Source organism: Streptomyces caniferus, assembly GCF_009811555.1.
Lineage (GTDB): Bacteria > Actinomycetota > Actinomycetes > Streptomycetales > Streptomycetaceae > Streptomyces > Streptomyces caniferus.
Genome location: NZ_BLIN01000003.1, coordinates 1,339,803 through 1,366,461, shown reverse-complemented (window position 1 = coordinate 1,366,461; position 26,659 = coordinate 1,339,803). Strand labels below are relative to the sequence as shown.

Annotated in this window: 19 protein-coding genes; 11 read left to right on the top strand and 8 right to left on the bottom strand. The window is 71.3% G+C overall.

The window, feature by feature from the left end; genetic code table 11:
- Nucleotides 1-55: 55 nt before the first annotated feature.
- The gene (locus tag Scani_RS14575; RefSeq protein ID WP_159474860.1) at nt 56-1,270 is read left to right on the top strand and encodes an acetyl-CoA C-acetyltransferase; all 1,215 of its coding nucleotides are present in this window, start codon (nt 56-58) and stop codon (nt 1,268-1,270) included.
- 32 nt (nt 1,271-1,302) lie between these two features.
- The gene (locus tag Scani_RS14570; RefSeq protein WP_159474857.1) at nt 1,303-3,507 is read left to right on the top strand and encodes a 3-hydroxyacyl-CoA dehydrogenase NAD-binding domain-containing protein; all 2,205 of its coding nucleotides are present in this window, start codon (nt 1,303-1,305) and stop codon (nt 3,505-3,507) included.
- Nucleotides 3,508-3,541: 34 nt separating this feature from the next.
- On the opposite strand, the gene Scani_RS14565 is transcribed toward Scani_RS14570, so the two are convergent.
- The gene (locus tag Scani_RS14565) at nt 3,542-4,306 is read right to left on the bottom strand and encodes a MerR family transcriptional regulator (RefSeq protein WP_159474854.1); all 765 of its coding nucleotides are present in this window, start codon (nt 4,304-4,306) and stop codon (nt 3,542-3,544) included.
- A 658-nt stretch (nt 4,307-4,964) separates the two neighbouring features.
- On the opposite strand from Scani_RS14565, the gene Scani_RS14560 reads away from it, so the two are divergent.
- Nucleotides 4,965-6,425 carry an amino acid permease gene (locus tag Scani_RS14560; RefSeq protein ID WP_159474851.1) on the top strand — a complete coding sequence of 487 codons (1,461 nt, stop codon included), beginning with the start codon at nt 4,965-4,967 and terminating at the stop codon, nt 6,423-6,425.
- A 162-nt stretch (nt 6,426-6,587) separates the two neighbouring features.
- Nucleotides 6,588-7,070, top strand: coding sequence for a macro domain-containing protein (locus Scani_RS14555; protein WP_159474848.1), 483 nt, complete (start codon nt 6,588-6,590; stop codon nt 7,068-7,070).
- 34 nt (nt 7,071-7,104) lie between these two features.
- Here the strand turns inward: Scani_RS14555 and sph are convergent, their stop codons facing one another.
- From sph to Scani_RS14540, 3 genes are all read right to left on the bottom strand, one after another.
- Nucleotides 7,105-8,076, bottom strand: a complete 972-nt coding sequence (gene sph, locus Scani_RS14550; RefSeq protein ID WP_159474845.1) for a sphingomyelin phosphodiesterase — start codon at nt 8,074-8,076, stop codon at nt 7,105-7,107.
- A gap of 149 nt (nt 8,077-8,225) precedes the next feature.
- Nucleotides 8,226-9,863, bottom strand: coding sequence for a DUF6895 family protein (locus tag Scani_RS14545; protein WP_159474842.1), 1,638 nt, complete (start codon nt 9,861-9,863; stop codon nt 8,226-8,228).
- 79 nt (nt 9,864-9,942) lie between these two features.
- The gene (locus tag Scani_RS14540; protein ID WP_159474839.1) at nt 9,943-10,155 is read right to left on the bottom strand and encodes a hypothetical protein; all 213 of its coding nucleotides are present in this window, start codon (nt 10,153-10,155) and stop codon (nt 9,943-9,945) included.
- Nucleotides 10,156-10,664: 509 nt separating this feature from the next.
- On the opposite strand from Scani_RS14540, the gene Scani_RS14535 reads away from it, so the two are divergent.
- A complete protein-coding gene (locus Scani_RS14535) occupies nt 10,665-11,516 on the top strand; it encodes an oxygenase MpaB family protein (RefSeq protein WP_174872680.1) in 852 nt (283 codons plus the stop codon).
- An 87-nt stretch (nt 11,517-11,603) separates the two neighbouring features.
- Here the strand turns inward: Scani_RS14535 and Scani_RS14530 are convergent, their stop codons facing one another.
- Nucleotides 11,604-13,091, bottom strand: coding sequence for a M1 family metallopeptidase (locus Scani_RS14530; RefSeq protein ID WP_159474833.1), 1,488 nt, complete (start codon nt 13,089-13,091; stop codon nt 11,604-11,606).
- A 300-nt stretch (nt 13,092-13,391) separates the two neighbouring features.
- On the opposite strand from Scani_RS14530, the gene Scani_RS14525 reads away from it, so the two are divergent.
- The 4 genes from Scani_RS14525 (at nt 13,392) to Scani_RS14510 (ending at nt 19,642) form a co-directional block, all read left to right on the top strand.
- Nucleotides 13,392-15,308, top strand: a complete 1,917-nt coding sequence (locus Scani_RS14525) for a Xaa-Pro dipeptidyl-peptidase (protein ID WP_159476015.1) — start codon at nt 13,392-13,394, stop codon at nt 15,306-15,308.
- Between the two features lie 92 nt (nt 15,309-15,400).
- Complete coding sequence (locus tag Scani_RS14520) at nt 15,401-16,741, top strand: M14 family metallopeptidase (RefSeq protein ID WP_159474830.1); 1,341 nt, start codon at nt 15,401-15,403, stop codon at nt 16,739-16,741.
- Between the two features lie 78 nt (nt 16,742-16,819).
- A complete protein-coding gene (locus Scani_RS14515; protein WP_246295894.1) occupies nt 16,820-18,538 on the top strand; it encodes a BCCT family transporter in 1,719 nt (572 codons plus the stop codon).
- A 342-nt stretch (nt 18,539-18,880) separates the two neighbouring features.
- A complete protein-coding gene (locus tag Scani_RS14510; protein ID WP_159474828.1) occupies nt 18,881-19,642 on the top strand; it encodes a GNAT family N-acetyltransferase in 762 nt (253 codons plus the stop codon).
- A gap of 84 nt (nt 19,643-19,726) precedes the next feature.
- On the opposite strand, the gene Scani_RS14505 is transcribed toward Scani_RS14510, so the two are convergent.
- Both Scani_RS14505 and Scani_RS14500 read right to left on the bottom strand, forming a co-directional pair.
- The gene (locus tag Scani_RS14505; protein ID WP_246295790.1) at nt 19,727-20,605 is read right to left on the bottom strand and encodes a D-alanyl-D-alanine carboxypeptidase family protein; all 879 of its coding nucleotides are present in this window, start codon (nt 20,603-20,605) and stop codon (nt 19,727-19,729) included.
- A gap of 233 nt (nt 20,606-20,838) precedes the next feature.
- Complete coding sequence (locus Scani_RS14500; protein WP_167538081.1) at nt 20,839-21,873, bottom strand: FAD-dependent oxidoreductase; 1,035 nt, start codon at nt 21,871-21,873, stop codon at nt 20,839-20,841.
- A gap of 272 nt (nt 21,874-22,145) precedes the next feature.
- Between Scani_RS14500 and Scani_RS14495 the strand changes: the two genes are divergently transcribed.
- A complete protein-coding gene (locus Scani_RS14495; RefSeq protein ID WP_159474822.1) occupies nt 22,146-22,709 on the top strand; it encodes a TrmH family RNA methyltransferase in 564 nt (187 codons plus the stop codon).
- 234 nt (nt 22,710-22,943) lie between these two features.
- Nucleotides 22,944-24,950 carry an FUSC family protein gene (locus tag Scani_RS14490; RefSeq protein WP_159474819.1) on the top strand — a complete coding sequence of 669 codons (2,007 nt, stop codon included), beginning with the start codon at nt 22,944-22,946 and terminating at the stop codon, nt 24,948-24,950.
- A 137-nt stretch (nt 24,951-25,087) separates the two neighbouring features.
- Here the strand turns inward: Scani_RS14490 and Scani_RS14485 are convergent, their stop codons facing one another.
- A complete protein-coding gene (locus tag Scani_RS14485) occupies nt 25,088-26,302 on the bottom strand; it encodes a Cmx/CmrA family chloramphenicol efflux MFS transporter (RefSeq protein WP_159474816.1) in 1,215 nt (404 codons plus the stop codon).
- Nucleotides 26,303-26,659 lie beyond the last annotated feature (357 nt).

Here is a 26,659-nt window from a genome sequence, read left to right as displayed (position 1 = left end):
CCCCGGTCCCCACCCGCTGCCCCCGCCTCCACCCTCATGCGAAAGGCTTGTTGACTTGAGTACCGAAGCGTACGTATACGACGCGATCCGCACCCCGCGCGGCCGCGGCAAGGCCAATGGCGCACTGCACGGCACCAAGCCGATCGACCTGGTCGTCGGCCTGATCCACGAAGTGCGCCGCCGCTTCCCCGGCCTGGACCCGGCCGCCGTCGACGACATCGTGCTCGGCGTCGTCGGACCGGTCGGCGACCAGGGTTCCGACATCGCCCGGATCGCGGCGATCGCCGCGGGGCTGCCCGACACGGTGGCCGGCGTCCAGGAGAACCGCTTCTGTGCCTCGGGCCTGGAGGCCGTCAACATGGCCGCCGCCAAGGTGCGTTCGGGCTGGGAGGACCTGGTCCTGGCGGGCGGTGTCGAATCCATGTCGCGGGTCCCGATGGCGTCCGACGGCGGCGCCTGGTTCGCCGACCCGATGACCAACTTCGACACCGGCTTCGTCCCGCAGGGCATCGGCGCCGACCTCATCGCCACGATCGAGGGCTACACCCGCCGGGATGTCGACGAGTTCGCCGCGCTCTCCCAGGAGCGCGCCGCCGAGGCCTGGAAGGACGGCCGCTTCGACCGCTCCGTGGTCCCGGTGCGCGACCGCAACGGCCTGGTCGTCCTCGACCACGACGAGTACATGCGCCCCGGCACCACCGCCGACTCCCTGGCCGGCCTCAAGCCGTCCTTCGCCACCATCGGCGACGCCGGCGGCTTCGACGCCGTCGCCCTGCAGAAGTACCACTGGGTCGAGAAGATCGACCACGTCCACCACGCGGGCAACTCCTCGGGCATCGTGGACGGCGCGGCGCTCGTCGCCATCGGCTCCAAGGAGGTCGGCGAGCGCTACGGCCTCACCCCGCGGGCCCGCATCCTGTCGGCCGCGGTCTCCGGCTCCGAACCGACGATCATGCTCACCGGCCCCGCGCCCGCCAGCCGCAAGGCCCTGGCCAAGGCCGGGCTGACCATCGACGACATCGACCTGGTCGAGATCAACGAGGCCTTCGCCGCCGTCGTGCTGCGCTTCGTCAAGGACATGGGCCTGAGCCTGGACAAGGTCAATGTCAACGGCGGCGCCATCGCCCTGGGCCACCCCCTCGGCGCCACCGGCGCGATGATCCTCGGCACCCTGATCGACGAGCTGGAGCGGCAGGACAAGCGCTACGGCCTGGCCACCCTCTGTGTCGGCGGCGGTATGGGCATCGCCACCGTCATCGAGCGCCTCTGACCCCTCGTCCCACCCACCACGGAGTACGCACCATGAGTGAATCCGCTGCTTTGTCGACCATCCGCTGGGAACAGGACGAGACCGGCATCGTCACCCTGGTCCTGGACGACCCGGACCAGTCCGCCAACACCATGAACAACGCCTTCAAGACCTCCCTCACCGCGGTCGCCGACCGCCTGGAGGCCGAGAAGGACAGCATCCGCGGCATCATCTTCACCTCCGCCAAGAAGACCTTCTTCGCCGGCGGCGACCTGCACGACCTGATCGCCATCACCCCCGCACACGCCGAGCAGGCCTTCGCCGCGGGCAACGGCATCAAGCGGGATCTGCGCCGTATCGAGACCCTCGGCAAGCCCGTCGTCGCCGCGATCAACGGCGCGGCGCTGGGCGGCGGTTACGAGATCGCGCTCGCCTGCCACCACCGTGTCGCCCTCGACACCCCCGGTACCAAGATCGGTCTGCCCGAGGTCACCCTCGGCCTGCTGCCCGCCGCCGGCGGTGTCACCCGCACCGTCCGGCTGCTCGGGATCGCCGACGCGCTGCTGAAGGTGCTGCTCCAGGGCACCCAGTACAACGCCACCCGCGCCAAGGACGCCGGGCTGATCCACGACGTCGCGGCCACGCCCGAGGAGCTGCTCGCCAAGGCCCGCACCTTCATCGAGGAGCACCCCGAGTCCCAGCAGCCCTGGGACGTCAAGGGCTACCGCATCCCCGGCGGCACCCCCGCCCAGCCGAAGTTCGCGGCCAACCTCCCGGCGTTCCCCGCGAACCTCAAGAAGCAGCTGAACGGCGCCCCGTACCCCGCCCCGCGCAACATCCTCGCCGCGGCGGTCGAGGGCTCCCAGGTCGACTTCGAGACCGCGCAGACCATCGAGGCGCGCTACTTCGTCGAGCTGGTGACCGGCCAGATCTCCAAGAACATGATCCAGGCGTTCTTCTTCGACCTGCAGGCCGTCAACTCCGGCGCCAACCGTCCCAAGGGCATCGAGCCCCGCACGGTCAAGAAGGTCGCGGTCCTCGGCGCGGGCATGATGGGCGCGGGCATCGCCTACTCCTGTGCCAGGGCCGGGATGCAGGTCGTCCTCAAGGACGTCACCCCCGAGGCGGCGCAGAAGGGCAAGGAGTACTCGGCGGGGCTGCTCGCCAAGGCGCTCTCCCGCGGCCGGACGACCGAGCAGCAGCGCGACGAGCTGCTGGCGCGCATCACGCCCACCGCCGAACCGGCGGACCTCGCGGGCTGTGACGCCGTCATCGAGGCGGTCTTCGAGGACGTCGCCCTCAAGCACAAGGTGTTCAAGGAGATCCAGCACATCGTCGAGCCCGGCGCGCTGCTGTGCTCCAACACCTCCACCCTGCCCATCACGCTGCTGTCCGAAGGCGTCGAGCGCGACCAGGACTTCATCGGTCTGCACTTCTTCTCGCCGGTCGACAAGATGCCGCTGGTGGAGATCATCAAGGGGGAGCGGACCGGCGACGAGGCGCTGGCCCGCGCCTTCGACCTGGTCCGGCAGATCAAGAAGACCCCGATCGTCGTCAACGACTCGCGCGGCTTCTTCACCTCGCGCGTCATCGGCCACTTCATCAACGAAGGCGTGGCGATGATCGGCGAGGGCCTCGACCCGGTCTCCGTCGAGCAGGCCGCGGCCCAGGCCGGCTACCCGGCCAAGGTGCTCTCCCTGATGGACGAGCTGACCCTCACCCTGCCGCGCAAGATCCGCGAGGAGACGAAGCGGGCGGTCGAGGAGACCGGCGGCAACTGGCAGCCGCACCCGGCCGACGCGGTGATCGACCGGATGGTCGACGAGTTCGGCCGCCCCGGCCGCAGCGGCGGCGCCGGCTTCTACGAGTACGGCGACGACGGCAAGCGCGCCGGTCTGTGGCCCGGCCTGCGCGAGCACTTCACCAAGAAGGACACCGCCATCCCGTTCCTCGACATGCAGGAGCGGATGCTCTTCGCCGAGGCGCTGGACACCGTCCGCTGCTTCGAGGAGGGCGTGCTCACCTCCGTCGCCGACGCCAACATCGGCTCCATCTTCGGGATCGGCTTCCCGGGCTGGACCGGCGGCGTGATCCAGTACATCAACGGCTACCAGGGTGGGCCGGGGCAGGAAGAACTCGTCGGACTGCCCGGGTTCGTGGCCCGCGCGCGCGAGCTGCAGGCGGCCTACGGCGACCGGTTCGCGCCGTCCGCGCTGCTGGTCGAGAAGGCCGAGAAGGGCGAGAAGTTCAGCGACTGACCGGTCATGGGGCGGGCCCCTGCGGCCCGCCCCGTCACCCCTGCGAGGTGCGGTCCCCCTGGTCCTCCGGACCGTTGTCGCCCTCCTTGCCGAACGACTCCCGCAGCTCCTGCTTCATCGACCGCTGGAAGGCGGTGACCAGTGCCTGCACCACCATCGGCTGCATATGGGCCGAGAGCGACTTCATCCGCGCCAGCTCCTCCTCGTCCGGCCCACCGTCCCGGTACGGCTCCCATACCTCGTCCTTGAAGAGCCGACTGAGCTCACGGGCCGCCGAGCGGGTGTGCTCGATGACCACGGTGCGCGCCGCGATGATGGTCTCCAGCGCGATCGGGACGTCCAGCAGCCGGGCGCCCAGATGCAGCAGCCCCGGGTCGACCCGGAAGACCTGCGGGTCGTCGGTCCGTACGAGCACACTCATCGCCGCGAGCCGGTCCAGATCCTCGTCGGTCAGCGCCCGGCCGACCCGCCGTTCCAGCTGGTCCCGGGTGGCGTCCTCCGCCTTGTCCGGAATCCAACTCGCCACCAGCGCCCGGTGGATGGCCAGATCCTGGGCGCTCAGGTCCGGCGGAAGCTGCTCCAGATAGCGTTCGATCGCGGAGAGCGTCAGCCCCTGGTGCTGGAGTTCCTCGATGAGGGCCAGCCGCGAGAGGTGGTCGGGCCCGTAGCGGCCGACCCGGCGCGGACCGATCTCCGGCGGCGGCAGCAGGCCGCGCGTGCTGTAGAAGCGGATGGTGCGGACGGTGACGCCGGCGCGGGCGGCCAGTTCGTCGACCGTCAGGTCGGTGGCGGTCTCCATGTTCAACAGTATTGCTGTCTCACCACTCCTGTGAAACCTTCTGAACCCTTCTGCCCCTTCTTCACCGCCCGGTAGTGCGGTCGGGCCGATGGGTAACCGCCCCGAGCGCAGGCTCCGCGACCGTGCGCCGGCGGGCCCCTCCGTGCCGATGCCGTCGGAGAGGGTGCGGCCGGGCCGGTCCGGGCGTCGTGATCTGGGATGCCCGGGGGCCGACCGGGATGCCGGGCCCGTGGAGCCGGTGGCCGACGCCGACGGATCCGTGGAGCCGGGCCCCGTCCGGGCGGCGCGGTACGGCATCCAGGGAGCCTTGCCCGGGCTTGTCGGGCCCTCCGGCGGCGCGTGCGGAGGCCGAGCGGGCCGTCGCGGTGGCGAATGCGTGTCTCAACCGGGCCGAACAGGTCAAGAACTTTTGGTTGCCGGGCCGCGAGAAGAGTCCGGAATCGGGTGAACTGACGCCCTCCCTGAAACTTCCCCGAAACTTGGCTGCCAGATATATCGCGGCAAATATGGACAAATCTTGGATGGCTTATACACGCTGTGATCTTGCCCACAGACGGGGGAGCGCTCTTCAGGGAAGGTGTGCCGTCGGCCGTCCGCGCGATCTGCGGGACCTCTGGCCATGGCTTCAGCGCCTGCCCGAAAGCGAGATGCACCACCAGTGAGCACAGAAACCGTCACCGAGACAGCCCACGGGTCACCTGACGGGGGGAGCGGCGCGCAGCAGGATGCGGGCGACGCGGGCTACAGCAAGGGCCTCAAGGGCCGGCACATCAACATGATCGCCATCGGCGGAGCGATCGGCACCGGCCTGTTCCTGGGTGCCGGCGGCCGACTGCACTCCGCCGGCCCCGCCCTGGCCATTGCCTATGCGGTCTGCGGCCTCTTCGCCTTCTTCGTCGTCCGGGCCCTGGGCGAGCTGGTGCTGCACCGCCCGTCGTCGGGTTCGTTCGTCTCGTACGCCCGCGAGTTCCTGGGGGAGAAGGGCGCCTACGTCGCCGGCTGGATGTACGTCGTCAACTGGTCCACGACCGGTATCGCCGACATCACCGCGATCGCGCTCTACACCCACTACTGGAGCCTGTTCACCGATATCCCGCAGTGGGTGATGGCACTGATCGCGCTGGCGGTCGTGCTGACGGTGAACCTGATCTCGGTCAAGATCTTCGGTGAGCTGGAGTTCTGGTTCGCGATCATCAAGGTCGCGGCACTGGTGATCTTCATGTTCATCGGCATCTTCCTGCTGGCCACGCAGCACCCGGTCGGCGGCCACTCACCAGGGCTGAATCTGCTCACCGACCACGGCGGCATCTTCCCGACCGGTCTGCTGCCCGTGGTGATCGTGCTCCAGGGCGTGGTCTTCGCCTACTCCGCCGTGGAGCTGGTCGGTGTGACCGCCGGTGAGACCGGTGAGCCGGAGAAGGTCGTGCCGAAGGCCGTCAACTCCATCATGTGGCGGGTGGGCGTCTTCTACGTCGGTTCGGTGGTCCTGCTGGCGATGCTGCTGCCGTGGAACCAGTACGTCGACGGCCAGAGCCCCTTCGTCACGGTGCTGTCCAACGTCGGTGTGCCGGCCGCGGGTGATGTGATGAACCTCGTGGTGCTGACCGCGGCGATGTCCAGCCTGAACTCCGGGCTCTACTCGACCGGCCGCATCCTGCGCTCCATGTCGATGGCGGGCTCCGCGCCCAAGTTCGCCGGCCTGATGAACCGCAACCAGGTGCCGTACGGCGGCATCATGCTCACCTCCGCGGTGTGTGTGCTGGGTGTCGGGCTCAACTACGTCATGCCGGGCGAGGCCTTCGAGATCGTGCTGAACATCGCGGCGCTGGGCATCATCAGCACCTGGTGCACGATCATGATCTGCCACATGGTGTTCGTGCGGCGGTCGAAGGAGGGTGTGGTCGAGCGCCCGCGCTTCCGGCTCCCCGGCACTCCGGTCACCGATATCGCCACCATCGCCTTCCTGCTCGGCGTCATCGTCCTGATGTGGTTCGACGACGGTGTCGGCCGGCAGACCGTCATGCTGATCCCGGTTCTCGCCGCCGCGCTGGTCGTCGGCTGGTTCGCGGTCCGCGGCCGGGTGAGCCGTATCGCCAAGGAGCGCGAGCTCTCGAAGTAGTCGCGCAGTAGCGCACGCCTGCGGAATCAAGGGCGGTCGCGGAGGCCGGGAGGCATCCGCGACCGCCCTTTCGCCTGGGCGGAAGCGGCGGGTGGGCGGGCCGCGGCGGGGTCGGTTTCGCGGCCCCGGCCGATTGTCAGTGCCCGCCCGTACCGTGGAGACATGACGGAGAGCACGGGGATCTCATACCTCAAGGGGGACGCCTCCGCGCCGCAGGGCAAGGGCGTCAAAGTGATCGCGCATGTGTGCAACGACCTCGGCGGCTGGGGCAAGGGCTTCGTGCTGGCGCTCTCCCGGCGCTGGCCGGAGCCGGAGGCCGCCTACCGCCGGTGGCACCGCGACCGGGCGCGGAACGACTTCGGGCTGGGCGCGGCCCAGTTCGTCCAGGTCGGCGACCGGCTCTGGGTGGCCAATGTGGTCGGACAGCGGGGCACCCGTACGGGCAGCAAGGGCGCCCCCGTGCGGTACGAGGCCATCGATGCCGGGCTCGGCCGGGTCGCGGACCGGGCCCAGGAGCTCGGGGCGTCGGTCCATATGCCGCGGATCGGCTGCGGTCTGGCGGGAGGTACCTGGTCCCGGGTGGAGCCGCTGATATCCGAGCGGCTCACCCGGCGCGGCATACCGGTGACGGTCTACGACCGCTGAACTCCCCGCCCGCCGACCGCAGTACGGCAGTGGCTCAGCCGCCGACCAGCGGATAGTGGTCGGAGAGATTGGTGTAGGTGTAGTCCTTGCCCCAGCTGGAGACCGTCCAGGGCGCCGACTCCTCCTTCACCACGGTGTTCTGCCATCCGGCGGGCCGGGCATGGCCGTTGCGGTGCAGGACGTAGTCCAGGTCCTCGCGGGGGTCGTCGGGGTAGCGGTACTTCGCGACGGAGTTTTCCCGGGTGTCGAAGGAGTAGGGGTGGCCCGTACGGCTGTCCGCGGGCGCCAGGTCGGCGTTGCGGAGCAGCGCGCCGTACTCCGCGCCGTGCGAGTCGATGTTCAGATCGCCGGCGACCATCACCTCTTCGTCCGCCGGGATGTGCTCGGCGTCCAGGAAGGCGTCCATCTCCTTGAGCTGTTCGGCGCGGTCGGCGACCGCCTCGCCCGCCTTGCAGCCCGAGTCGGTGGACTGGGTGTGGGTGCCGACGACATGCACCTTGGTGCCGTTGACGTCCAACACCGCATAGACGAAGCCCTTGTTGGAGAAGTAGTCCGAACCGCAGGCGTCCTTGTAGATGTACTGCTCCTTGCGCAGGACCGGCCACTTGCTCAGCAGCGTCACCCCGCCGTCCTCCGGGGTGACGGCGGAGTAGGCGCCGCCGGTGGCGTCCCAGCCGCTCCTGCTCCGGCCCACGACCGGGGTCTGGTGCGGATACTGCGCCGCGGCCGCGGACTTCAGGGCCTCGGAGGAGGAGTTGTCGAACGCCTCCTGCAGCACCACGACGTCCTTGCCCTGGAAGAAGTCCGAGGCCGCGATCGTCTGGGCGCGGTGGTCCTGGCCCCAGTTGGGGTAGAGCGTCTTGCTCATGAGGAAGGTGTTGTAGCTGAGCACCTTCAGACGGGGCGCGGTGGCGGCCGACGCGGACGGGGCGGCGGCCACGGTGACGGCGGCGAGGGCCGTGGCGAGGGCGGCGATCCGGGACGTGCGCAGCGCTGAGTGCGACACTGAATCTCCCTGTGGGGGTCGGGACTTGATCCGGTGACGCTCATCCAATCAGGCGAGGTTACCTCCAGGTAACCTCCCGGCGGGCACGAGATGGACAGACCGAAGCTTTGGCCGATGATGTCGTGCGGGCCCCCGGCTCCCGCGGACGGTCACCGAGGGGCCGTGAGGACCGGGGCGCAGGCAGTGTGCACGGTGGCCAGAGCGGTGACGACACTCTGGGTCCACGACAGCATCGTTCGCTCCCGCACGGCCGGATCGTCGCAGGCGGGGCGGCCGAAGGCGCCACAAGAGCTCTGCTGAGCGAGGAGAAACGCGACCGCGTCGCGGGTGATGCGGTGCTCCGCCCGCCCGGCGCCGGCCGAGTCCCGGACGAGCGCGGCAATGTGCCCCAGGCGATAGTTCTTCCAGGCCTCGGGCAAGTCGGCTGCGGCCGTCCCCGGCGCCGCCTGCGGCGCGCCGGCTCCCTCAGGCATCAGTGCGGCCGCACGCCGTGGGGAGATCAGCCCCAGGCCGACCAGGCGTTGGACGTTGGGCGCCGCTTGCGGCGGAACCGTCTCCATGAGTTCGACTGCGGCAGCGGTGGACTTGAGGAACATGTCGAGGGACGAGCAGGTGGTCTGGTGAGCCCGCAGTCCCCTCGCGAACTCACCCACGACCTCCATCCCGTGTCCCTGCCACACCCCCACGTCCGCGTCCGCGAGACGTGCGGAGAAGTCGAGGAGCAGCGGACGCGCCAGCCCGGGTTCCTGCAGGGCCTCGGCTGCGTACGCGACAGCCGCCGCGGCCGGCAGGCAGGTGGCAGGGTCGTGGCGCAGGCTCGTGTCGGCCAGCCACTTCACTGCCCGCCGCAGCGGCTGCTCCACGTCCGGGCGGGCCTTCGGTGCGGACGGCAGGTTCCTCCGCACCACCCTGGGACTGCGGTCCAGGAGCGCGGCCAGGGCCGCGACGATGGTGGTGTGGTAGCCGGTGGCCCAGTGCCGGTACGCGTCGTCGCCGTCGGCGAGTCCGGGGTGAACCACACCGGGCGGCCCGTTGACCCGCCCGTCTGCCTCTTGTGCCGCCGCGAGGAACTGCCATGCCCGGCGGGCTTCCTCGGAGTCCCGCACCCCGAGGCACAGCAGGCAGCACAGAAGCTCCCCCACCAGGTCGGCATTCTCCTGGCCGAGAGTGAGGACGAGGAGCGCTTCGAGCAGCTCCACCGCCGCACCCGGATCGAAGCCCCGTGGCCAGCGGGGCTCGCGAAGGCCGAAGTCCGTGGCGTAGAAGATCGTGTGGGTGAGGGCGTAGATGTCGCGGTCGGCGAGCTTGACGACATTCGGGCTGTTGCAGAGCAGGGTGAACGGCAGGACGTCGTCCACGGCCGGCAGCGTGTGCGGGACGCCGCACAGCTCCAGGGTGTGCAGCAGGTCGAGCTGCCGGTACGGAATCCGCTCGAAGACCGCCGCATATCCTCCGGCCGCGGCCTGTGTGATGACGCGCCGGAACTCGGCGTCCTCGCGTCCGCAGAGCCGGAGAGCCGCATAGGTCCCCGCGTACAGCAGGAGGGCGGCTTCGTCCCGGGCGATCAGCTCGCGGTAGGAGGGGCGCGCGGTGATTCCCTCGACCTGGTCGAGGAGGGCTGTGTAGTCGCCGTCCAGCGGTTCCGGGTCGAGGCGCGCCCGCAGCCCCACCAGGAAGGCGGTTTCGATGAGGGCCTTGCGGGCGAACAGCACACGGTCCGTGGCGGCTTCGGCTGGATCGATCAGATGGCGGCGCGCAGCGAGCCAGGCGACTGCCCGGGTCTCCACCGCGCGCCTTTGTGACGATCCGTCACCGGGTTGCGTCATGTCCATCGGATGCCTCCCGGCGATCGGCGCAGTCAATGACTCAGTTGCCCGCAGTGGAGTCGTCGGGCTCCGCGGCCTGGTTGGCGACCACGAGGACGTAGCGCTCCCAGGCGAGTACGTAGCCGGCCACGTCGTCGAGTTGACTGACCTGATCGACGACGCGCTCCAGCGGAACGCTGAGGTCGACGAGTCCGCTGGTCCTCAGGAAGTCGAGAGCTTTGCGGGCGTCAACCGGCGGGGGAGGACAGGACATGAGTTGCTCCTTTTGGGTGGTTCGGACAGATAGCGCGAGTGTCGCGTTCCGTGACTCTCATGTCACTATCTGCGTCCGGTAGGGAAAAAAGGCCAACCGATCTGCCCAGCTCAGGGGGTTCATCTCCCGGCAAAATCACCCTTACGGTCTAATATCGTCATGGTGGTGGGCGGCTCTGGCGTGGCATGCGGCCGATGCCGGGCGAGGGCGTATGTTCCGCCGCCCGCCGGGCGGCCGCGGCAGTGGGGGCGAGGCTCCCGCTTCCGGGTTCGGGTGCCCGAGGCGCCGGAATCCGGGGCCCTGTGAGGGTGTGTCGGGCGGCAATGCCTGTCAGTGGTTTCGGGTCCGGCGGTGTCGGGGGGATCCGCCGGGTGTGCGGGTCTCCGGTGTGTACGCCCCTCGGTTGGCCGGCGGCCAACTCGTCTGCCTGTAGCACTCTTTCGCTGCCCCGGCCGGGGGCGGCCCCGCTCCGGCCGGCCGCGCGAGCTCGTCGTATCATGATTAATGACATGAATACAGTAAAAAATGACCCACGACCTCCACCGGTCAGAGGTGTGCTCTGGTCGATGGCCGGGGACATCCGCATGCTCTTGACCCTGCCGGCCGCGCTGACCATGCAGGTCGCACACCCGGCGGTGGGCGCCGGCGTGGACGATCACTCCGTCTTCCGTACGGATCCGTGGGGACGCGGGGAGCGGTCGCTGACCTCGCTCCAGCTGTGGGTGTACGGAGGCAAGGACGCGGCCGAGGAGGGGCGCCGGCTGCGGCGGCTGCACAAGAGCATCAGCGGGACCGACGCGCACGGCCGCAGGTACCACGCGCTCACCCCCGAGTACTACGCCTGGGTGCACGCGACCGGCTACCCCGTCTTCCGGTATGCCCAGCACTATCTCGGCCGCCCCTTCACCCAGGCGCAGGAGCGGCAGTTGTACGCGGAGTGGCTCCAGGTCGGCCGGGTCCTGGGCATCCACGACCGCGATATGCCGCAGACCGTCGAGGAGTTCTGGCCCTACTACCAGAAGGTTCTCGACAACGATCTCGAAGCGACCCTCGTGGTACGGGAGTTGGTGGCGACGAACCCGGCGCTGCCGGCCCCCGACCGCGGCCCGCGGTGGCTGCGGCTGCTGCTCCGGCTGAGCTGGCCGTGGCTGTGCCCGCGGTTCGCCCGCATCCGGCGCTTCCTCACGATCGGGCTGATGCCCCCGGACGCCCGGCAGGCCATCGGCCTGGAATGGACGGATGCGCAGGAGCGCCGGCTGCGCCGCTTCGGGCGGGTCGTCCGCGCCGTGGTCCCGGTGCTCCCGGAGCGGCTGCGCTTCATGCCGATCGCGCGCCGGGCCCGCCGTGCGGCGCGGGCATGAACGGAACGGAGCCGGCCGGAGCCGGGGCGATCACCCCTGCTCCGGCCGGACGGTTCCCGGGCACCGAAGCGGTGCCCGTCTACCGGATCAGTGCCGGTGCACGTCGTGCGTGGCCGCGATCTGCTTCCACGACTTGGGCGCGGCGACCGGCGCCCGGCCCGCGCCGAACGCCGATGTGCCCGCGCCGGCCGCCGGCTTGGACGGCTGGAACAGCCAGGTGTCGAAGAACCCGGCCAGCTTCTTGCCGGACTTCTTCTCGGCGAACTTCACGAAGTCGGCCACCGAGGCGTTGCCGTACCTGTGCTCCGTCGGCCAGGACTTGAGGAGCCCGAAGAAGACCTTGTCGCCGACCTTGTCGCGGAGCGCCTGGAGGGCCAGCGCGCCACGGTCGTAGACGGCGTCGTCGAACTGGTTCTCCGCGCCGGGGTTGCCCGGCTTGACCTTCCAGAACGGGTCGTCGGCCGGGTGCTGGGAGTAGACGTAGTCCGCCAGCTCCTGAGCGGTGCCCTCGCCCTCCTTTTCCGACCACAGCCACTGGCTGTAGGCGGCGAAGCCCTCGTTGATCCAGATGTCCTTCCAGTCCTTGAGCGAGACGCTGTCGCCGTACCACTGGTGGGCCAGCTCGTGCACCACGACGGAGACGTTCGTCCCGCGGTCGAAGGCCTTCTCGCCGTAGAACGGGCGGGTCTGGGTCTCCAGCGCGTAGTGGGCCGGCACGTTCGGCACATAGCCGCCCACCGCATTGAACGGGTAGGGCCCGAAGACGCTCTCCAGCCACTCGGTGGCCTCGGCGGTGCGCTCGATGCTGGCCCGTGCCGAGCCCGCGTTCGCGCCGAGGTCCTTGCTGACGGCGTTGATGACCGGCAGCCCGTTCGCGGTCTTGTCGGTGGTGATGTCGAACTTCCCGACGGCCAGCGTCGTGAGGTACGTCGCCTGCGGCTTGTCCGAGCGCCAGTTGTAGCGCGTCCAGCCCAGCTTGGAGGACTGCGAGGCCAGCACGCCGTTGCTCAGCGCCTGGGTGCCGTCCGGGACCGCCACCGAGATGTCGTACGTCGCCTTGTCGGTGGGGTGGTCATTGCTCGGGAACCACCACACCGCGGCGTCCGGCTCCTGCGCGATCACCGCGCCGTCGGGCGTACGGGCCCAGGCGCTGAAGTTGTCGATCTTCAGCTCGGAGGGCTTGCCCGCATAGCGCACCACGACGCTGATCTGCTTGCCCTTCTCCAGCGGCGTGGCCGGGGTGACCTCCAGCTCGTGCTTGCCGGACGTGGCGAAGGAGGCCTTCTTGCCGTTGATCCGGATCTCGCTGACCTTGAGGCCGAAGTCCAGGTTGAAGCGCGAGAGATCCTGGGTGGTCCGGGCGAGCAGCGTCGCCGTGCCCTCCAGCAGGTCCGTCTTCGGCTGGTACTTGAGGCGCAGGTCGTAGTGGGAAACGTCGTATCCGCCGTTTCCGCTCTCGGGGTAGTAGCTGTCGCCCACACCCGGAGCGCCCGGGGTGAAGCCGGCCGCGGAGGCCGGGATCGCCAGCAGCAGGCTGAGTGCGGCGGCACCCGGGACCAGGAGTCTGTGACGCACGAGTCCTCCAACTCGTAGGGGGATGGCTCGAGTCAGACCCTATGTACTGCGACGGTGCGGCGTCATGTACATGGCCTCATCTGACACATGACCGACATGAACCACCATCAGGCCGCGGCGGACCGACGCGGCCTCCCGAGCGGGCTGTCCCCCGTCCCGCCCTCCGGCACCGCCCGCTCGCCGGCGACCGCGGCCGCCGGGTTCCCGGACAGGCTCTTACGCAGGGGAGTTGAGCCGCGCTACCGTCCGCCCGTGACGAATCCTGCGCGGATCCTCCGCATCCCCTTCACCGTGCTCGTGATGGCGGCCGTCGCCGTCCTGCTGTCCGCCCTGATCGGGCCGGCCGCCGCGCAGGCGGCGCCCCGGGAGAGCAGACCCGTCTACTCCTACGACCACGCGATACGCGAATCGGTCTGGGTGGACACACGGCTCGACGGCGACGCGGACGGGAGGACCGACCGCGTCGCCGTCGACATCGTGCGGCCCGCCGAACCCGCGCGGCAGGGCCGCCGGATTCCCGTGATCATGGACGCCAGCCCGTACTACTCCTGCTGCGGCCGCGGCAACGAGAGCCAGAAGAAGACCTACGACGACCACGGACGGCCGGTCCAGTTCCCGCTCTACTACGACAACTACTTCGTGCCGCGCGGCTATGCGACGGTCCTCGTCGACCTCGCGGGCACCAACCGCTCGGACGGCTGCATCGACATCGGCGGCCGCTCCGACATCGGCTCGGCCAAGGCCGTCGTCGACTGGCTCGGCGGCAGAGGCCGCGCCTATACCGCCCGCACGGGAGGCAAACGGGTCACCGCCGGCTGGTCGAACGGCAGCACCGGCATGATCGGCAAGAGCTGGGACGCCACCATCGCCAACGGCGTCGCGGCCACCGGCGTCAAGGGGCTGAAGACCATCGTCCCGATCGCCGGCATCTCCTCCTGGTACGACTACTACTTCGCCAAGGGCGCCCCGCTCTACGACTCGGGCCCCGATGCCCTCGCGGACGCGGTCGACAGCCCCGACGCCCACAAGCGCTGCGCCGCGGTGCAGAAGAAGCTCGCCGACGGTGCGCCGCGCAGCGGCGACTGGACCGGTCTGTGGAGCGAACGGGACTATGTGCGGCGCGCGGACAAGGTCCGGGCCAGCGTCTTCATGGTGCACGGCATGCAGGACCTCAACGTCCGCACCCGGCATGCCGGGCAGTGGTGGGACGCGCTCGCCCGGCACGGCGTCGAGCGCAAGATCTGGCTCTCCCAGACGGGCCACGTCGACCCGTTCGACTACCGCCGCGGGGACTGGGTCACCACCCTGCACCACTGGTTCGACCACTACCTGATGGGCTACGACAACGGCATCGACCGCGCCCCGATGGCCGACATCGAGCGTTCCCCCGGCACCTGGTCCACCGATCCGCAGTGGCCCGCTCCCGGCACCCGGACCACCACCCTGCGGCCGCGCGGCGGCACCGCACCCGGCGTCGGCGTTCTGGGCACCACCAGGGCACCGCACGGCGCTACCGCGGCCTTCACCGACGACCCGAAGCTGAGCGAGGCCGACTGGGCGTCCCAAATCGACGCCGCCACGCCCGCCAAGGCCGGGTTCAGCACCGCCCCGCTGCGCGCCCCGCTGCGGCTGTCCGGTTCCGGCAAGGTGACGGTGACCGCCACCCCGAGCACCTCCACCGCCCATCTCTCCGCCGTCCTGGTGGACCTCGGCCCGGACACCATCCGCAACTACGCGGCCGACGGCGAGGGCATCACCACCCTCGACAAGCGCACCTGCTGGGGCGCCGGAAACCCGGGCGACACCGGCTGCTTCAAGGAGACCGCCGCCGACACCCAGCAGGTCGGCTACACCGTCTTCAGCCGCGGCTGGGCCGACCTCGGCAACTACGCCGACGCCCACAAGGGCCGCCCGCTCATCCCGGGCAAGCGCTACACCCTCACCCTGGATCTGGCCGCGAGCGACCACATCGTGCCCGCCGGACACCGGCTCGCGCTCATCGTGGCCGGCACCGACGCCGGCCTGATCGACCCGCCCGCCTCCACGCCCGAGGTCACCGTCGATCTGTCCCGCACCTCCGCCCGACTGCCGCTGACCGGCGGCGCCCCGGCCTTCGCACGGGCCACCACGGGCGCGTCCCGGCACCCGGCCGCCGCCCCGCCGCTGGACGGGCTCGCCCCGCCGCGCTCGCTCAGCCGGATGCCGGCCGGGGGATGACCGCCCGACCGCCCGGGGCCGCCCACCGCGGGCGGCCCCGCCCCGGCCCCCGCTTCCACCCCCACCGCTCACCCAAGGGAGGCACCCTCGTGATGTCCCGCTCCTGCCGCCTCGTCCTGGGGACGCTGGCCGTGTCACTGACGGCCGGCCTCGGCGCGACGGTCCCGGCGTCTCCCGCCGGCGCGACCGGAACCCCCACACCCCGTACGGGATTCGAGACCAGCCAGGGTGCCCGCTGGACCAGCGGGGCCGAGGAACAGGAGTTCCTGGCCGTCGTCGACCGGTCCTCGGCCCGGGTACGGATCGACCGGATCGGCACCACGAAGCAGGGCCGCCCGCTCCAGCTCGTCAGGATCGGCGCCCCGGCCCCCGAGCGCCCGGCGGACGTCCGCCGCGGCAACTCCGTCCTGCTGGTCTGCTCCCAGCACGGTGACGAACCCTCCGGGCGCGAGGCGTGTCTGACCACCGTCCGCGACCTCGCCTACAGCAAGTCCCCGGCCACCCGGCAATTCCTGCGGCACACCAGCGTGCTGGTCGTCCCGACCGCCAACCCCGACGGCCGGGCCGCGGACACCCGTGGCAACGCCGACGGCGTGGACATCAACCGCGATCACCTCGCCCTGCAGACCGCCGAGGCCCGCGCGCTGGCCGGGGTCATCCGCGACTACCGCCCCGACACCCTCTACGACCTGCACGAGTACGGCCCGACCGTGCCGTACTACATGAAGGACCTGCTGTCCCTGTGGCCGCGCAACCTCAACACGGCGGACGGGGTGCACCGCGAGGCCATGGCGCTCTCGAAGGACTTCGTCGAACCCGCCGTCCACCGGGCCGGTTTCTCCACCGGCGTCTACGGCATCTGGACCGACCCCGAGACCGGTGCACCCGTCAAGCAGGTCGCGGGCGACGGCCAGGAGCGGATTCTGCGCAACACCGCGGGCGTCAAGGGCTCGCTGGGGCTGCTCGTCGAGACCAGGGTCGACCCCCTCACCGCCGCCGAGAAGGCCGACCCCGCGCTCAACAACAGGCGCCGGGTGGACTCCCAGCTGGCCGCACTGGACGGCGCGTTCACCTTCTTCGACCGGCACCGTCCGCGCATCGAGGCGGCCACCGCCGCCGCCCGGCTCGCCGGTGCCACCGACCGCGGTCCGGTCTACCTCGGCGGCGCGGACAACGAGCCCGCCGGGGAAGGGCAGGTCCTGTCCGACCCGCCCTGTGCCTACCGCCTCGACGCGGCACGGTTCGCGCAGGTCAAGGACGAACTGGCGCTGCACGGAGTGCGCTGGAAGCGGGACCGGGAGGGCGCCGTCGTGCCGCTGCGCCAGCCACTGCGCCGGCTCGTCCCGCTCCTGTTGGACCAGCGGGCCGGTTATCACCTTACGGTCGCGAAGCCCCTGAACGTCTGTGGTCGTGTGGTAGGGGGTAACGAGTAAGGAAAATATGGCCCATTGAAAGGTTGACACGTGTCGGATACAGCCAAGGAAGCCAGAGACGGGGGTGGCACCCCCACGCTGGCGGATCTTCCCGAAGACCCGCGGCGGACCGGGCCCCCGCAGACCGACCGTGTGGTCTTCGGCGTGACCGCGCTGCTCACCCTCGCCTTCATCGCCTGGGGAGCGACCTCCACCGATTCGCTCAAGAACGCCTCGACATCCATGCTGAACTGGGTGATCGACAACGGGGGTTGGGCATTCGTGCTCTCCGCCTCCGGTTTCGTGATCTTCGCGATCTGGCTGGCCGTGAGCAAGTACGGCCGGATCACGCTCGGCAAGGAGGGCGAGGAGCCCGAATTCCGCACCGTGTCATGGATCGCGATGATGTTCAGCGCGGGCATGGGCATCGGCCTGATGTTCTACGGCGTCAGTGAGCCGCTGGGGCACTTCACCACCCCGCCGCCGGGCACCGACCCCAAGGACGCCGCCCAGGCGATGGACACCGCGATGGCGACCACGATGTTCCACTGGACGCTGCACCCGTGGGCCATCTACGCGGTCGTGGGGCTGGCCATCGCTTACAGCTGCTTCCGGCGGGGGAGGCGGCAGACGATAAGCGCGGTGTTCACCCCACTGATCGGTACCCGGCGCGCGAACGGCTGGGGCGGCCAGGTCATCGACATCCTGGCCATCTTCGCCACCCTCTTCGGCTCCGCGGCCTCGCTCGGGCTCGGCGCGCTGCAGATCGGCAGCGGCATCAAGGTGCTCGGCTGGATGGACAGCGTCAGCACCAGCCTGTTGGTCATCATCATCACCGTCCTGACCATTGCCTTCATCCTGTCCGCGGTCTCCGGCATCGCCAAGGGCGTCCAGATGCTGTCCAACATCAATATGGTGCTGGCGCTGATCCTGGCGGTCTTCGTGTTCGTGGCCGGTCCGACCATCCTCATCCTCAACCTGGTCCCGACCTCCCTCGGCTCGTTCCTCGGCGAGCTGCCGCAGCTGGCGGGCCGTACGGAGGCCAGCAGCGGCGCCGACGTCGGCAGCTGGCTGCGCAGCTGGACGGTCTTCTACTGGGCGTGGTGGATCTCCTGGACGCCCTTCGTGGGCATGTTCATCGCCCGGATCAGCCGCGGCCGGACCATCCGTCAGTTCATCGGCGGCGTGATCCTCGTACCGAGCGTGGTCAGCCTGGCGTGGTTCGCGGTCTTCGGCGGCTCGGCGATGAAGCTCCAGGCCGACAAGCGGCTCGACGGGTCGAGCACCCCCGAGGGCCACCTCTTCGACGTGCTGCACCAGTACCCGCTCGCCACGGTCATGAGCATCCTGGTCATGGTCCTGGTCGGCATCTTCTTCGTGTCCGGAGCCGATGCCGCGTCCATCGTCATGGGCACCCTCTCGCAGAAGGGCACCTTCGAGCCGACCCGGCTCGTGGTGGTCTTCTGGGGCGTGGTGACCGGCGCGGTCGCCGCGATCATGCTGCTGATCGGCGGCGGCTCGGGCGACGCCCTGACCGGACTGCAGAATCTGACGATCCTGGTCGCGGTGCCGTTCATGGTCGTGATGATCGCCATGTGCTGGGCGCTGATGCGCGATCTGCGCAGCGACCCGCTGATCGTGCGCGGCCAGAAGGGCGAGGAGGCGGTCGAGATGGCCGTGATCGCGGGCCATGAGCAGTACGACGGCGACTTCGAGTTCCAGATCGGGCCGGGTGGCAGCGCGAACGGTGACGACCGCGGGGACGAGGACGCCGCCGCGCTCCCGAGCGACGACAAGGCCCGGCGCACGACACCTTGACGGGCTGTTCACCTGACGGACGTGTGCCGTCGGTGAGCGGTCGTCGAGGTGGCTGGTAAGTGCCGACGAGGGGCCGGCCGGACGCATGTCCGGCCGGCCCCTCGCGTGCTGCGGGGCGCTCCCCGCGGCGTGCGTCCGCGCCTCCGGAGGGGGAGATTCCGGGGTGCCGGGAGCGGATTTGCCCCGGCCCCGGGGCGGTATGTCACAGTGGGCCGTCCCGGTCGGCCGGGCGCGCGCGTGCGCAGCCGCCGCCGGGCTCCCCCTGTACCCAGATGGACGGATTCCGGTCGCGTGAGCGCGTGTCCGGGCCGTTCGCCTCCTCCTTTACTCCCTCAGAGAGCGATGCAGGCAACGACTCTTCTCCCCCGGACCACAGACCTGTTCGACCAGGGCCTGGAGCGGCAAACCGGCGCCGCGCTGCTGCGCTTCGGCGCGGCGCGACGGCGTCCGGCCGACCGCATCGGCTGGTCGGGCCAGGGCGCTGCCGCCTGGCTCGACGACGCCCGCGGGCATCTGTGGTGCGTCGGCGAACCGGATCCCGCGGCCGGACTGGTGCTGCGTGCCGCGCAGGGCCTGCCCGGGCGGGTGCGGGAGTTCACCGGGCCGCGGGGCACCGCCGGCCAGGTCGGGCGGCATCTGCCGGTGACCGATGTCGTGGAGTGGATCTTCCGGTGGACCCTGGAGGAACCGTCCGTGCACCCGGCGGAGGAGCGAGTGATCACCCTCGACGCCTCGCACCACGGGGAACTGCTGGACTTCCTCAACGAGCACAGCCCGGCCCACTCCACCGGGCCCGGCTCCAGCGACGTCACCCTCTGGGCCGGGATCCGTGGCGCGGACGGGCAGCTGGTGGCCTGCGGAGCCCTGAGCAGCCTGCGGGACAGCGGCGCTCCGCTGATGGCGTCCGTCGCCACCGACGCCCGCCAGCGCGGTCAGGGGCTCGGCGCGGCCCTGACCTCGTGGCTGACCCGGTACGCCGTACGCCACCAGGGCTTCTGCACGCTGTGGCAGCTCGCGGACAACACCCCCGCCGAACGGCTCTACGACCGCCTCGGCTACCGCAACGAGGACCCCTGTGTGTCGGCGCGCCTGGCCGCCGGCTGAGGAGCGCGCGACGGCGCCGGCATGACGAAGGGCCCGCGCGCGGCCGGACGGCTGCACGCGGGCCCCTCGTTCGTCCCGGACGGACTACTTCTTGAAGCCGTAGTCCATCAGCTTCTTCGCGTCCGCGGTGCGGTTGACCACCGAGGAGGAGGCCAGGACCGTGCCGATGACCGTCTTGCCGCCCCGGGTGGCCGCGAAGACCAGGCAGTACTTGGCCTCCGGACCCGAGCCGGTCTTGACGCCGATGGTGCCCGAGTAGCTGCCGAGCAGGGCGTTGGTGTTCTCCCACGACATGTAGCGGTAGCCACCGCTCTTCGTCATGACCTTCTGCTTGGTCGCCTTCGTCTTCACGACCGTACGGAAGGTGGAGTACTTCATCGCACTGCCGGCGAGCTTGGTCAGGTCGCGCGGCGTCGAGTAGTTCGCGCCCTTCCCGATGCCGTCGAACGAGTCGAAGTGCGTGTTCTTCAGGCCGAGGGACTTGGCGGTGGAGTTCATCTTGCCGATGAACGACTTCACGCGCGCGGCCCGGGTGGAGCCGCTGCCGAACTTGTCGGCCAGCGCGTACGCCGCGTCGCAGCCGGACGGGAGCATCAGCCCGTACAGCAGCTGGCGGACGGTGACCTTGTCACCGACGATCAGCTTGGCCGAGGAGGCCCAGTTGTTGTCGACGATGTAGTCGCTGTACGCCTTCTGGACCGTGACCTTGGAATCCAGGTTGAGATTCGCCTGTGCCAGCACCACCCGAGCCGTCATGATCTTGGTGGTGGAGCCGGTGGAGCGACGGGTGTCCGCGGCCTTGGTGAAGAGGGTCTTCCCCGTGCCGTTGTTCATCACGAAGCCGCCCTTGGCGACGATCGTGGGGGTCTTGAGCGTGGCGGCCTGCGCCGGTGCGGTGAACGCCCCGGCGGTCAGGACGGCTCCCGCGGTGACAGCAGCCGCGGATACGCGACGAATGCCCATTTTGCCGTTTTTCAAAATGTATACTCCAAATGCCCCTGCAGTGCGGCCATATGGGAATGCCGCTTGCTCATGAGACGCACGAGACGGGTGAATGGATGTGCGCCCTTGGGCGGCAACTTCATCTCGTTCGCCGCCGATTCACAAGTCCGCGGAGGCCTCCGGCCTGCCGGCCGGAAGGGCGTCACACGTCCTGGCCTGCGCCCGGCACGGCGGCCGGGCGGGCCGTGCCGCGGTCACCGGCCGAGCGGCCCGTCACCCTCCCGGAGGGCCCGTACGCTCCGCAGCACCTCGTCCGCGCACCCCCACGACACGGTCACCCCCGCACCCCCGTGCCCGTAGTTGTGGACGCACGGCGTGCCGTCCGGCAGCCGTTCCACCGTCAGCCGCACCGCCGGGCGGGCCGGACGCAGTCCCACCTTGTGTGCCAGTACCCGGGCCCGCGCCAGCTCGGGGAAGCGTCGCGCACAGCGCGCCACGATCGCCTCCGCCACCGCCGGATCGGGCTCCCGCGACCAGGCGTTCTCCCGCGCGGTTCCGCCCAGCACCAGGCCGTACGGCTGCGGCAGCACATAGGTCGTGTCCGTCGAACCCGCGTCGGCGGAGACGTGCCACTCCTCGATGCCGGGGTTCTCCACGATCACCAGCTGCCCCTGGACCGGGTGGACGTCCGGATCGGAAACGAGCGCACGCGCGCCCAGCCCCGAGCAGTTCACGACCACGTCGGCTGCCCGGCCGGCCTCCGCCAACGACGTGACCTCCCGCCGTTCCACGGTCCCGCCCGCGGCCGTCAACCGCTGCTCCAGGTAGCGGAGATGGGCCGGCATGTCCACCAGGGGAGTGCGGGCCCGCCATCCCGCCGTGTACCCCTCGGGGAGTTCCGCCGCGCTCGCCCGCCGCAAGCCGGGCACCGCGGTGTACCAGGCGGCCAGCTCGTCGTCGGCGCCGCCGTCCGGGGCCTGCGGTGCGCCGGCGTCCGGCGCTTCGGTCATCGTGCCGGTCACCATCCGGGCGCCCGTCTCCTGCGGCCGCTCGGCGAGCGCGGCGAGCACGTGGAAGGACCGTACGGACCACTGCACCGCCCGCTCGTAGGGCCGGATGCGATACGGCCAGCACAGCCCGCCGGCCACCGCCGACGTCGTCCCGTCCGACGCATCCCGGCTCACCACCCGCACCCGGTGCCCGGCCTCCGCCAGCGCGATCGCCGACGTCAGTCCGATCACGCCGCCGCCGACCACCGATATGTCCACGCCACCTGTGTTGATCGCCATGGCGGGACGCTAACCGGTGGGGCGGCGGTTTTCGAGGGTGGGGGAGGGGAGGCGGGGCGCGCCCCCGGAAAAAGGGGAGGACGGCTCGGGGGCGGCGGCCTAGCATGGTGCGGCCGTGCCCGGATCCGGGCCGGCTTCGCAGACCTGCCGGGCCGGGTGACGGTCCGGACGACGATGGCCCGGGCGCGCCGCCAAGCGCCTTGCACGATGCCGATGTTGCCGCAGAAACCCCCTGTCACGACGAGGTTCCGGAGGGCCGCCTCCGCCGGGCGATGAGCGGCCGCGCGCGCCGCAAGGGGCCCGCTCCCGCCGCGTCGGCCGCGCCCGCCATCCGTACCCGCACCCCCGGCGAACTCCGCCGCTCCCGGCGGCCGCGCGCCCACTCGTGCTGGGACCACCTCTACGCCGCTCCGCTGTGGCCGCTGCACGGCGCCAACCTCGGCACCCTGCTGCGCACCTGTGACGCGGTCGGCGCCTGCCTGACCGTGCCGCGGTTCCCCTGGGTGCCCGAGGCGCTGGAGCGCGGCAACACGCTGCGCAGACCTGCCTGTGTGCACTGGACCGGTGATCCGCTGGGCTGGCTGGAGCGGCAGCGCGAACGGGGCCTGCGGGTGGTGGGGGTGGAACTCGCCGACGAGGCGGTACGGCTGGCGGATCTGCCGGCGGCGCGGGAGCCGACGGTGATGGTCCTGGGGCATGAGCAGCACGGGATCCCGCCCGAGGCGCTGGATCTGCTGGACGGGGTGGTGGAGATCCCGATGGTGGGGACCGGCGCCAGCCTGAATGTGGCGGTGGCCGGGTCGCTGGTGCTGTACCGGCTGGCGGGGCTGCTGTGAGCGGGTGCGGGTGCGGGTGCGGGTGCGGGCGTGAGTGAGGGGGCGCGTGCGGGTACCCGGGCCGGCGGATACGGGGCGGGCCGCCGCCTTCCGGCCGTCCGTTCGTGATCTTGCGGTAACCCCGCGGCAGCGGTGCGGACAAGCCCGGACCTTAGGCTGGTAGCAGCACCGTCGGCCGATGTCGCCCCTCGGATTCCGTTATTGCCGTCCGTAAGCCGTCGTCTGAGGAGGCTCATGCTCCGCGCGCAGCGCGCCGTGCCCGCCTGGCTGGCCCACCCGTTCCGCTGGCAGCGGCTGCCCGTGCCCTGGGCGGCCGTCGCCCGTGGTGCGCTGTGTGCGGGACCGCTGCTGGGCGCGGGCATCGCCACCGGCCATGTGGCGCCCGGCGTACTGACCGCTCTCGGTTCCATGCTGGCGGGGGTCAACGACCGCCCCGGCACCCGTCGTACCGGCATCGTCCACATCGGCCTGCCCGCCCTGGCCACGGCGTTCGGCATGCTGATCGGGGCCTCGCTGCAGACGGCCGATGCGGGCTGGTGGACCGTTCCGGCGCTGTTCGCCGTCGGCTTCGTCTCCGGCGCGGGCAGCGTGGCCGGTCCGGTGCGCTCCAACGCCGGGATGCAGATGCTGGCCGCCGCCATCCTGGGCGCCGGGATGCCGCTGCCCGGGGCGCCCTGGGAGAAGGCCCTCTTCGTCCTCGCCGGCTGCCTGTGGCTGCTCCTGCTGCGGCTCGTGGTGCGCTCACCGCGCCGCACGGGCGGTGCGCTCGGCGGCGAGCGGGCGGCGGTCGCCACCGTCTTCGACGCGCTCGCCGATGCCCTCGGCGCGGCCGGCGGGCCCGGTGCCGAGCCCGCCCGGCGCCGGCTCACCGCCGCGCTGGACCGCGCCGACGAGGCCCTGCGGCTGCGCCGGCTCACCAGCCGGCTGCTGTGCCGTCCCGCCCGTACGGACGAACTCCTGCTCACCGAGCGGTTCGCCGCGGCCACCGCGCTGTGCGAGGCCAGCGTGGCGCTGCTGTGGGAGGCCCGTCCGCTGCCGTCCCGCGTGGCGGAGAGCCCCCGGCGGTTCGCCGACGCCCTGCGCACCGGGCGGTCCCCTGGCCGGTTGTCCGCCCCTGAGACCAGTACGGCCGCGCGCGGCGCCTTCGACCAGGCGCTGCTGGACGCCGCGGTCGCGTTCGCCCGCCGCGAGCCGCTGGCCCCGGTTCCGGAGCAGCCGGCACCGGTCCCCGTCGGCCGGCCCGTCTGGATGACCGTGCCCCAGTCCCTGCTCAGCGGGGCGCTGGGTGCCGTCGGCGGGCGGACCCGGCGCGGACGCAGCCTGTTCGGGCCCGCCGGGCGGGACTACGGGCTGCGGGTCGCCGTCTGCATCGCGGCGAGCGCCGCGGTGGCCCTGCTGCTGCGCCCGGAGCACTGGTACTGGCTCCCGGCGACCACCACCTTCCTCGTCAAGCCCGACCTGGGCCCGCTCTTCTCCCGTACGGTCAACCGCTTCGCCGGGACCGTCGCCGGTGTGCTGCTCTTCGCCGGGGCGGGCCTGGTGCCGACCGGGGTGTGGTGGCCCGCGGTGGTGGCGGGCGTGGGCGGCGCGCTGCTGCCGTTCGCCACACGGCACTTCGCGCTCCAGACCGTGGCGATCACCCTCATGGTGCTGTCGTTCGTCTACGTCAGCGGTGCTCACGAGGCCGCCGCCGAGCGGGTCGTCGATACCTCCATCGCCTGCGGCATCGTGCTCGTCGTCGGCCATCTGCCACGGCTCGCCGATCCGCGACGCCGGGTCGGCCACCGCGTCACCTCGGCGCTGCACAGCACCGAGGAGTTCCTCCGGCACGTCCTGGAGTCGGAACCGGGCACGGACCCCACCCGGCGGCTGGCGCTGCGCCGCGCCGCCTACCGGGCCCTGGGGGAGGCCAGGGCGGCAGCGGAGACCGCCGCGGCCGAACTCCTCGCCGCCCGGGACCGCAACCCCGACTGGCTGACCGTCGTCACCGCCGCGGAACGCATCGTGGACGCCGCGACCGCCTGCGCGGTACGCCTGGACCACGGCGCCCACCGCCCGAGCGTGGCCGAGGCCGAGCGGCTGTGCCAGGCGCTGTCCGCGATGGCCGACGCGCTCGAGGACCCGCGCCGCGGGTCCGCCGGTCTGCCCGGGCCCGACCTGCTGCCGGTTCCGGACTGCGCCACGCTCACGGACGTGGCGACGGAAGTGGAGCGGATCCGCGGCTATGCGGGGGCGCCCTGAGCCGGGTGGTGCGCTGAAGCCGGGCCTTCCTGGACCAGGCCCGAGCTGGGCCCGGGGGCGCCGTGCCTGCGGGGGCACGCACCCCGCAGGCTCCGTTTTCGCCGGCCCCGAGCCCGCAGGGCACCGCGCCCGCCGCGTCAAGGACCGTCGGAAAGCCGCATGGTGAGCCTCTCCTCCCGTCCTTCGCCCGCCTTCGCCCTCCGGCGCCGGGCTCCATGGGCCACCCCCGCGAGGATGAGCGCGAGGGCCGTCAGCAGCGCGCTCACCCATAGCGGCGAGCGGTAGCCCAGACCCGCGGCGATCGCGACGCCGCCGCACCACGGCCCGATCGCCGCGCCCACATTGAGCGCCGCCGTGGCGAACCCGCCGCCCAGCGTCGGCGCCCCCGTCGCCGCATAGAGCACCTGCGAGACGAGGGTGGACCCGACGGCGAACGACAGCGCGCCCTGGACGAAGATCAGCACGAGGGCGGCCACCGGGCTTCCCGCGGTGAGCGCGAGGACGGTCCAGCCGAGCAGCAGGGCAGCCCCGCCGGACACCAGGAGGGGGACGGGCCGGGTGTCGGCGAGGCGCCCGGCGCAGCTCACCCCGACGAACGAGCCCAGGCCGAAGAGCGCCAGTACAGCGGGTACCCAGCCGGCGCCGAAACCGGTGACCCCGGTGACCAAGGGCGCGAGATAGGTGAAGGTGCAGAACGTCGCGCCGTTCACCAGGGCGCCCAGGAGCAGGATCACCACGAGCCGGGGGCTGCGCAGGGCGCACAGCTCCCCGCGCGCGCCGGGGCCGCGGTCGGCGGAGTGCGCGGCACGGCCGTCCGGCACCGACCGCAGGATCGCGAGGACGGCGGGCAGCGACACCAGCGCCACCGCCCAGAACGCCGAGCGCCACCCCCACAGCTCGCCGAGCAGCGCACCGGCGGGCACGCCCGCGACACAGGCCAGGGTGGTGCCGCCGAGCAGGACGGAGGTGGCCCGGCCCTTGGCGTCGGGCGGGACCATGGCGGCCGCGGTCGTCAGCGCCACCGCCAGGAACCCGGCATTGGCCAGGGCCGCGAGCACCCGGGTGGCCAGCAGGACCGCGTAGTGGGTGGTGAGCGCGCCGACGACGTGGACGAGCAGGAACGTGACCAGGAAGGTCAGCAGGGCGCGACGCCGCGACCAGCGCATGCTCAGCATCGCCATCAGCGGCGCGCCGATGACCATGCCGAGGGCGAAGGCCGAGGTCAGCGAGCCCGCGGCCGAGACCGAAATACGCAGATCACGGGCGATGTCCGGAAGGAGCCCGGAGAGCATGAACTCGGCGGTGCCTTGGGCGAACACCGCGAGTCGGAGCAGATGGAGAACGAGAGGCACAGCAGAACTCCGCAACCACAGGGGATCGGCAGGGGGCGGCGGTGGGCGCAGCGGTACCCGTGGCGGAGCGAGGAGAGAATCCGTCCGGCCGGGCCTGCGCGGCCACCGCGCGAGGCGACCGGAGGCGGCGGCACGGCGGCACGGAGGTGACGCAGAGGTGACGTGGCATCAGGTCGCGGAAGTAACCCGTACTACGGCGATCCGGTGGCAGGCGGCACACGGCCGCACGAGGGCGCGGCGGCGAGGCGGCGCGAGCGCGGGACGGTGCGGGGAGCCACCGGACAGCCGGTGGCTAGCGTCTTGAGGCCTCGGGGCTGGACATGTGGGCAGGGTAGGCGGGCCGCACGGATCCCGTCC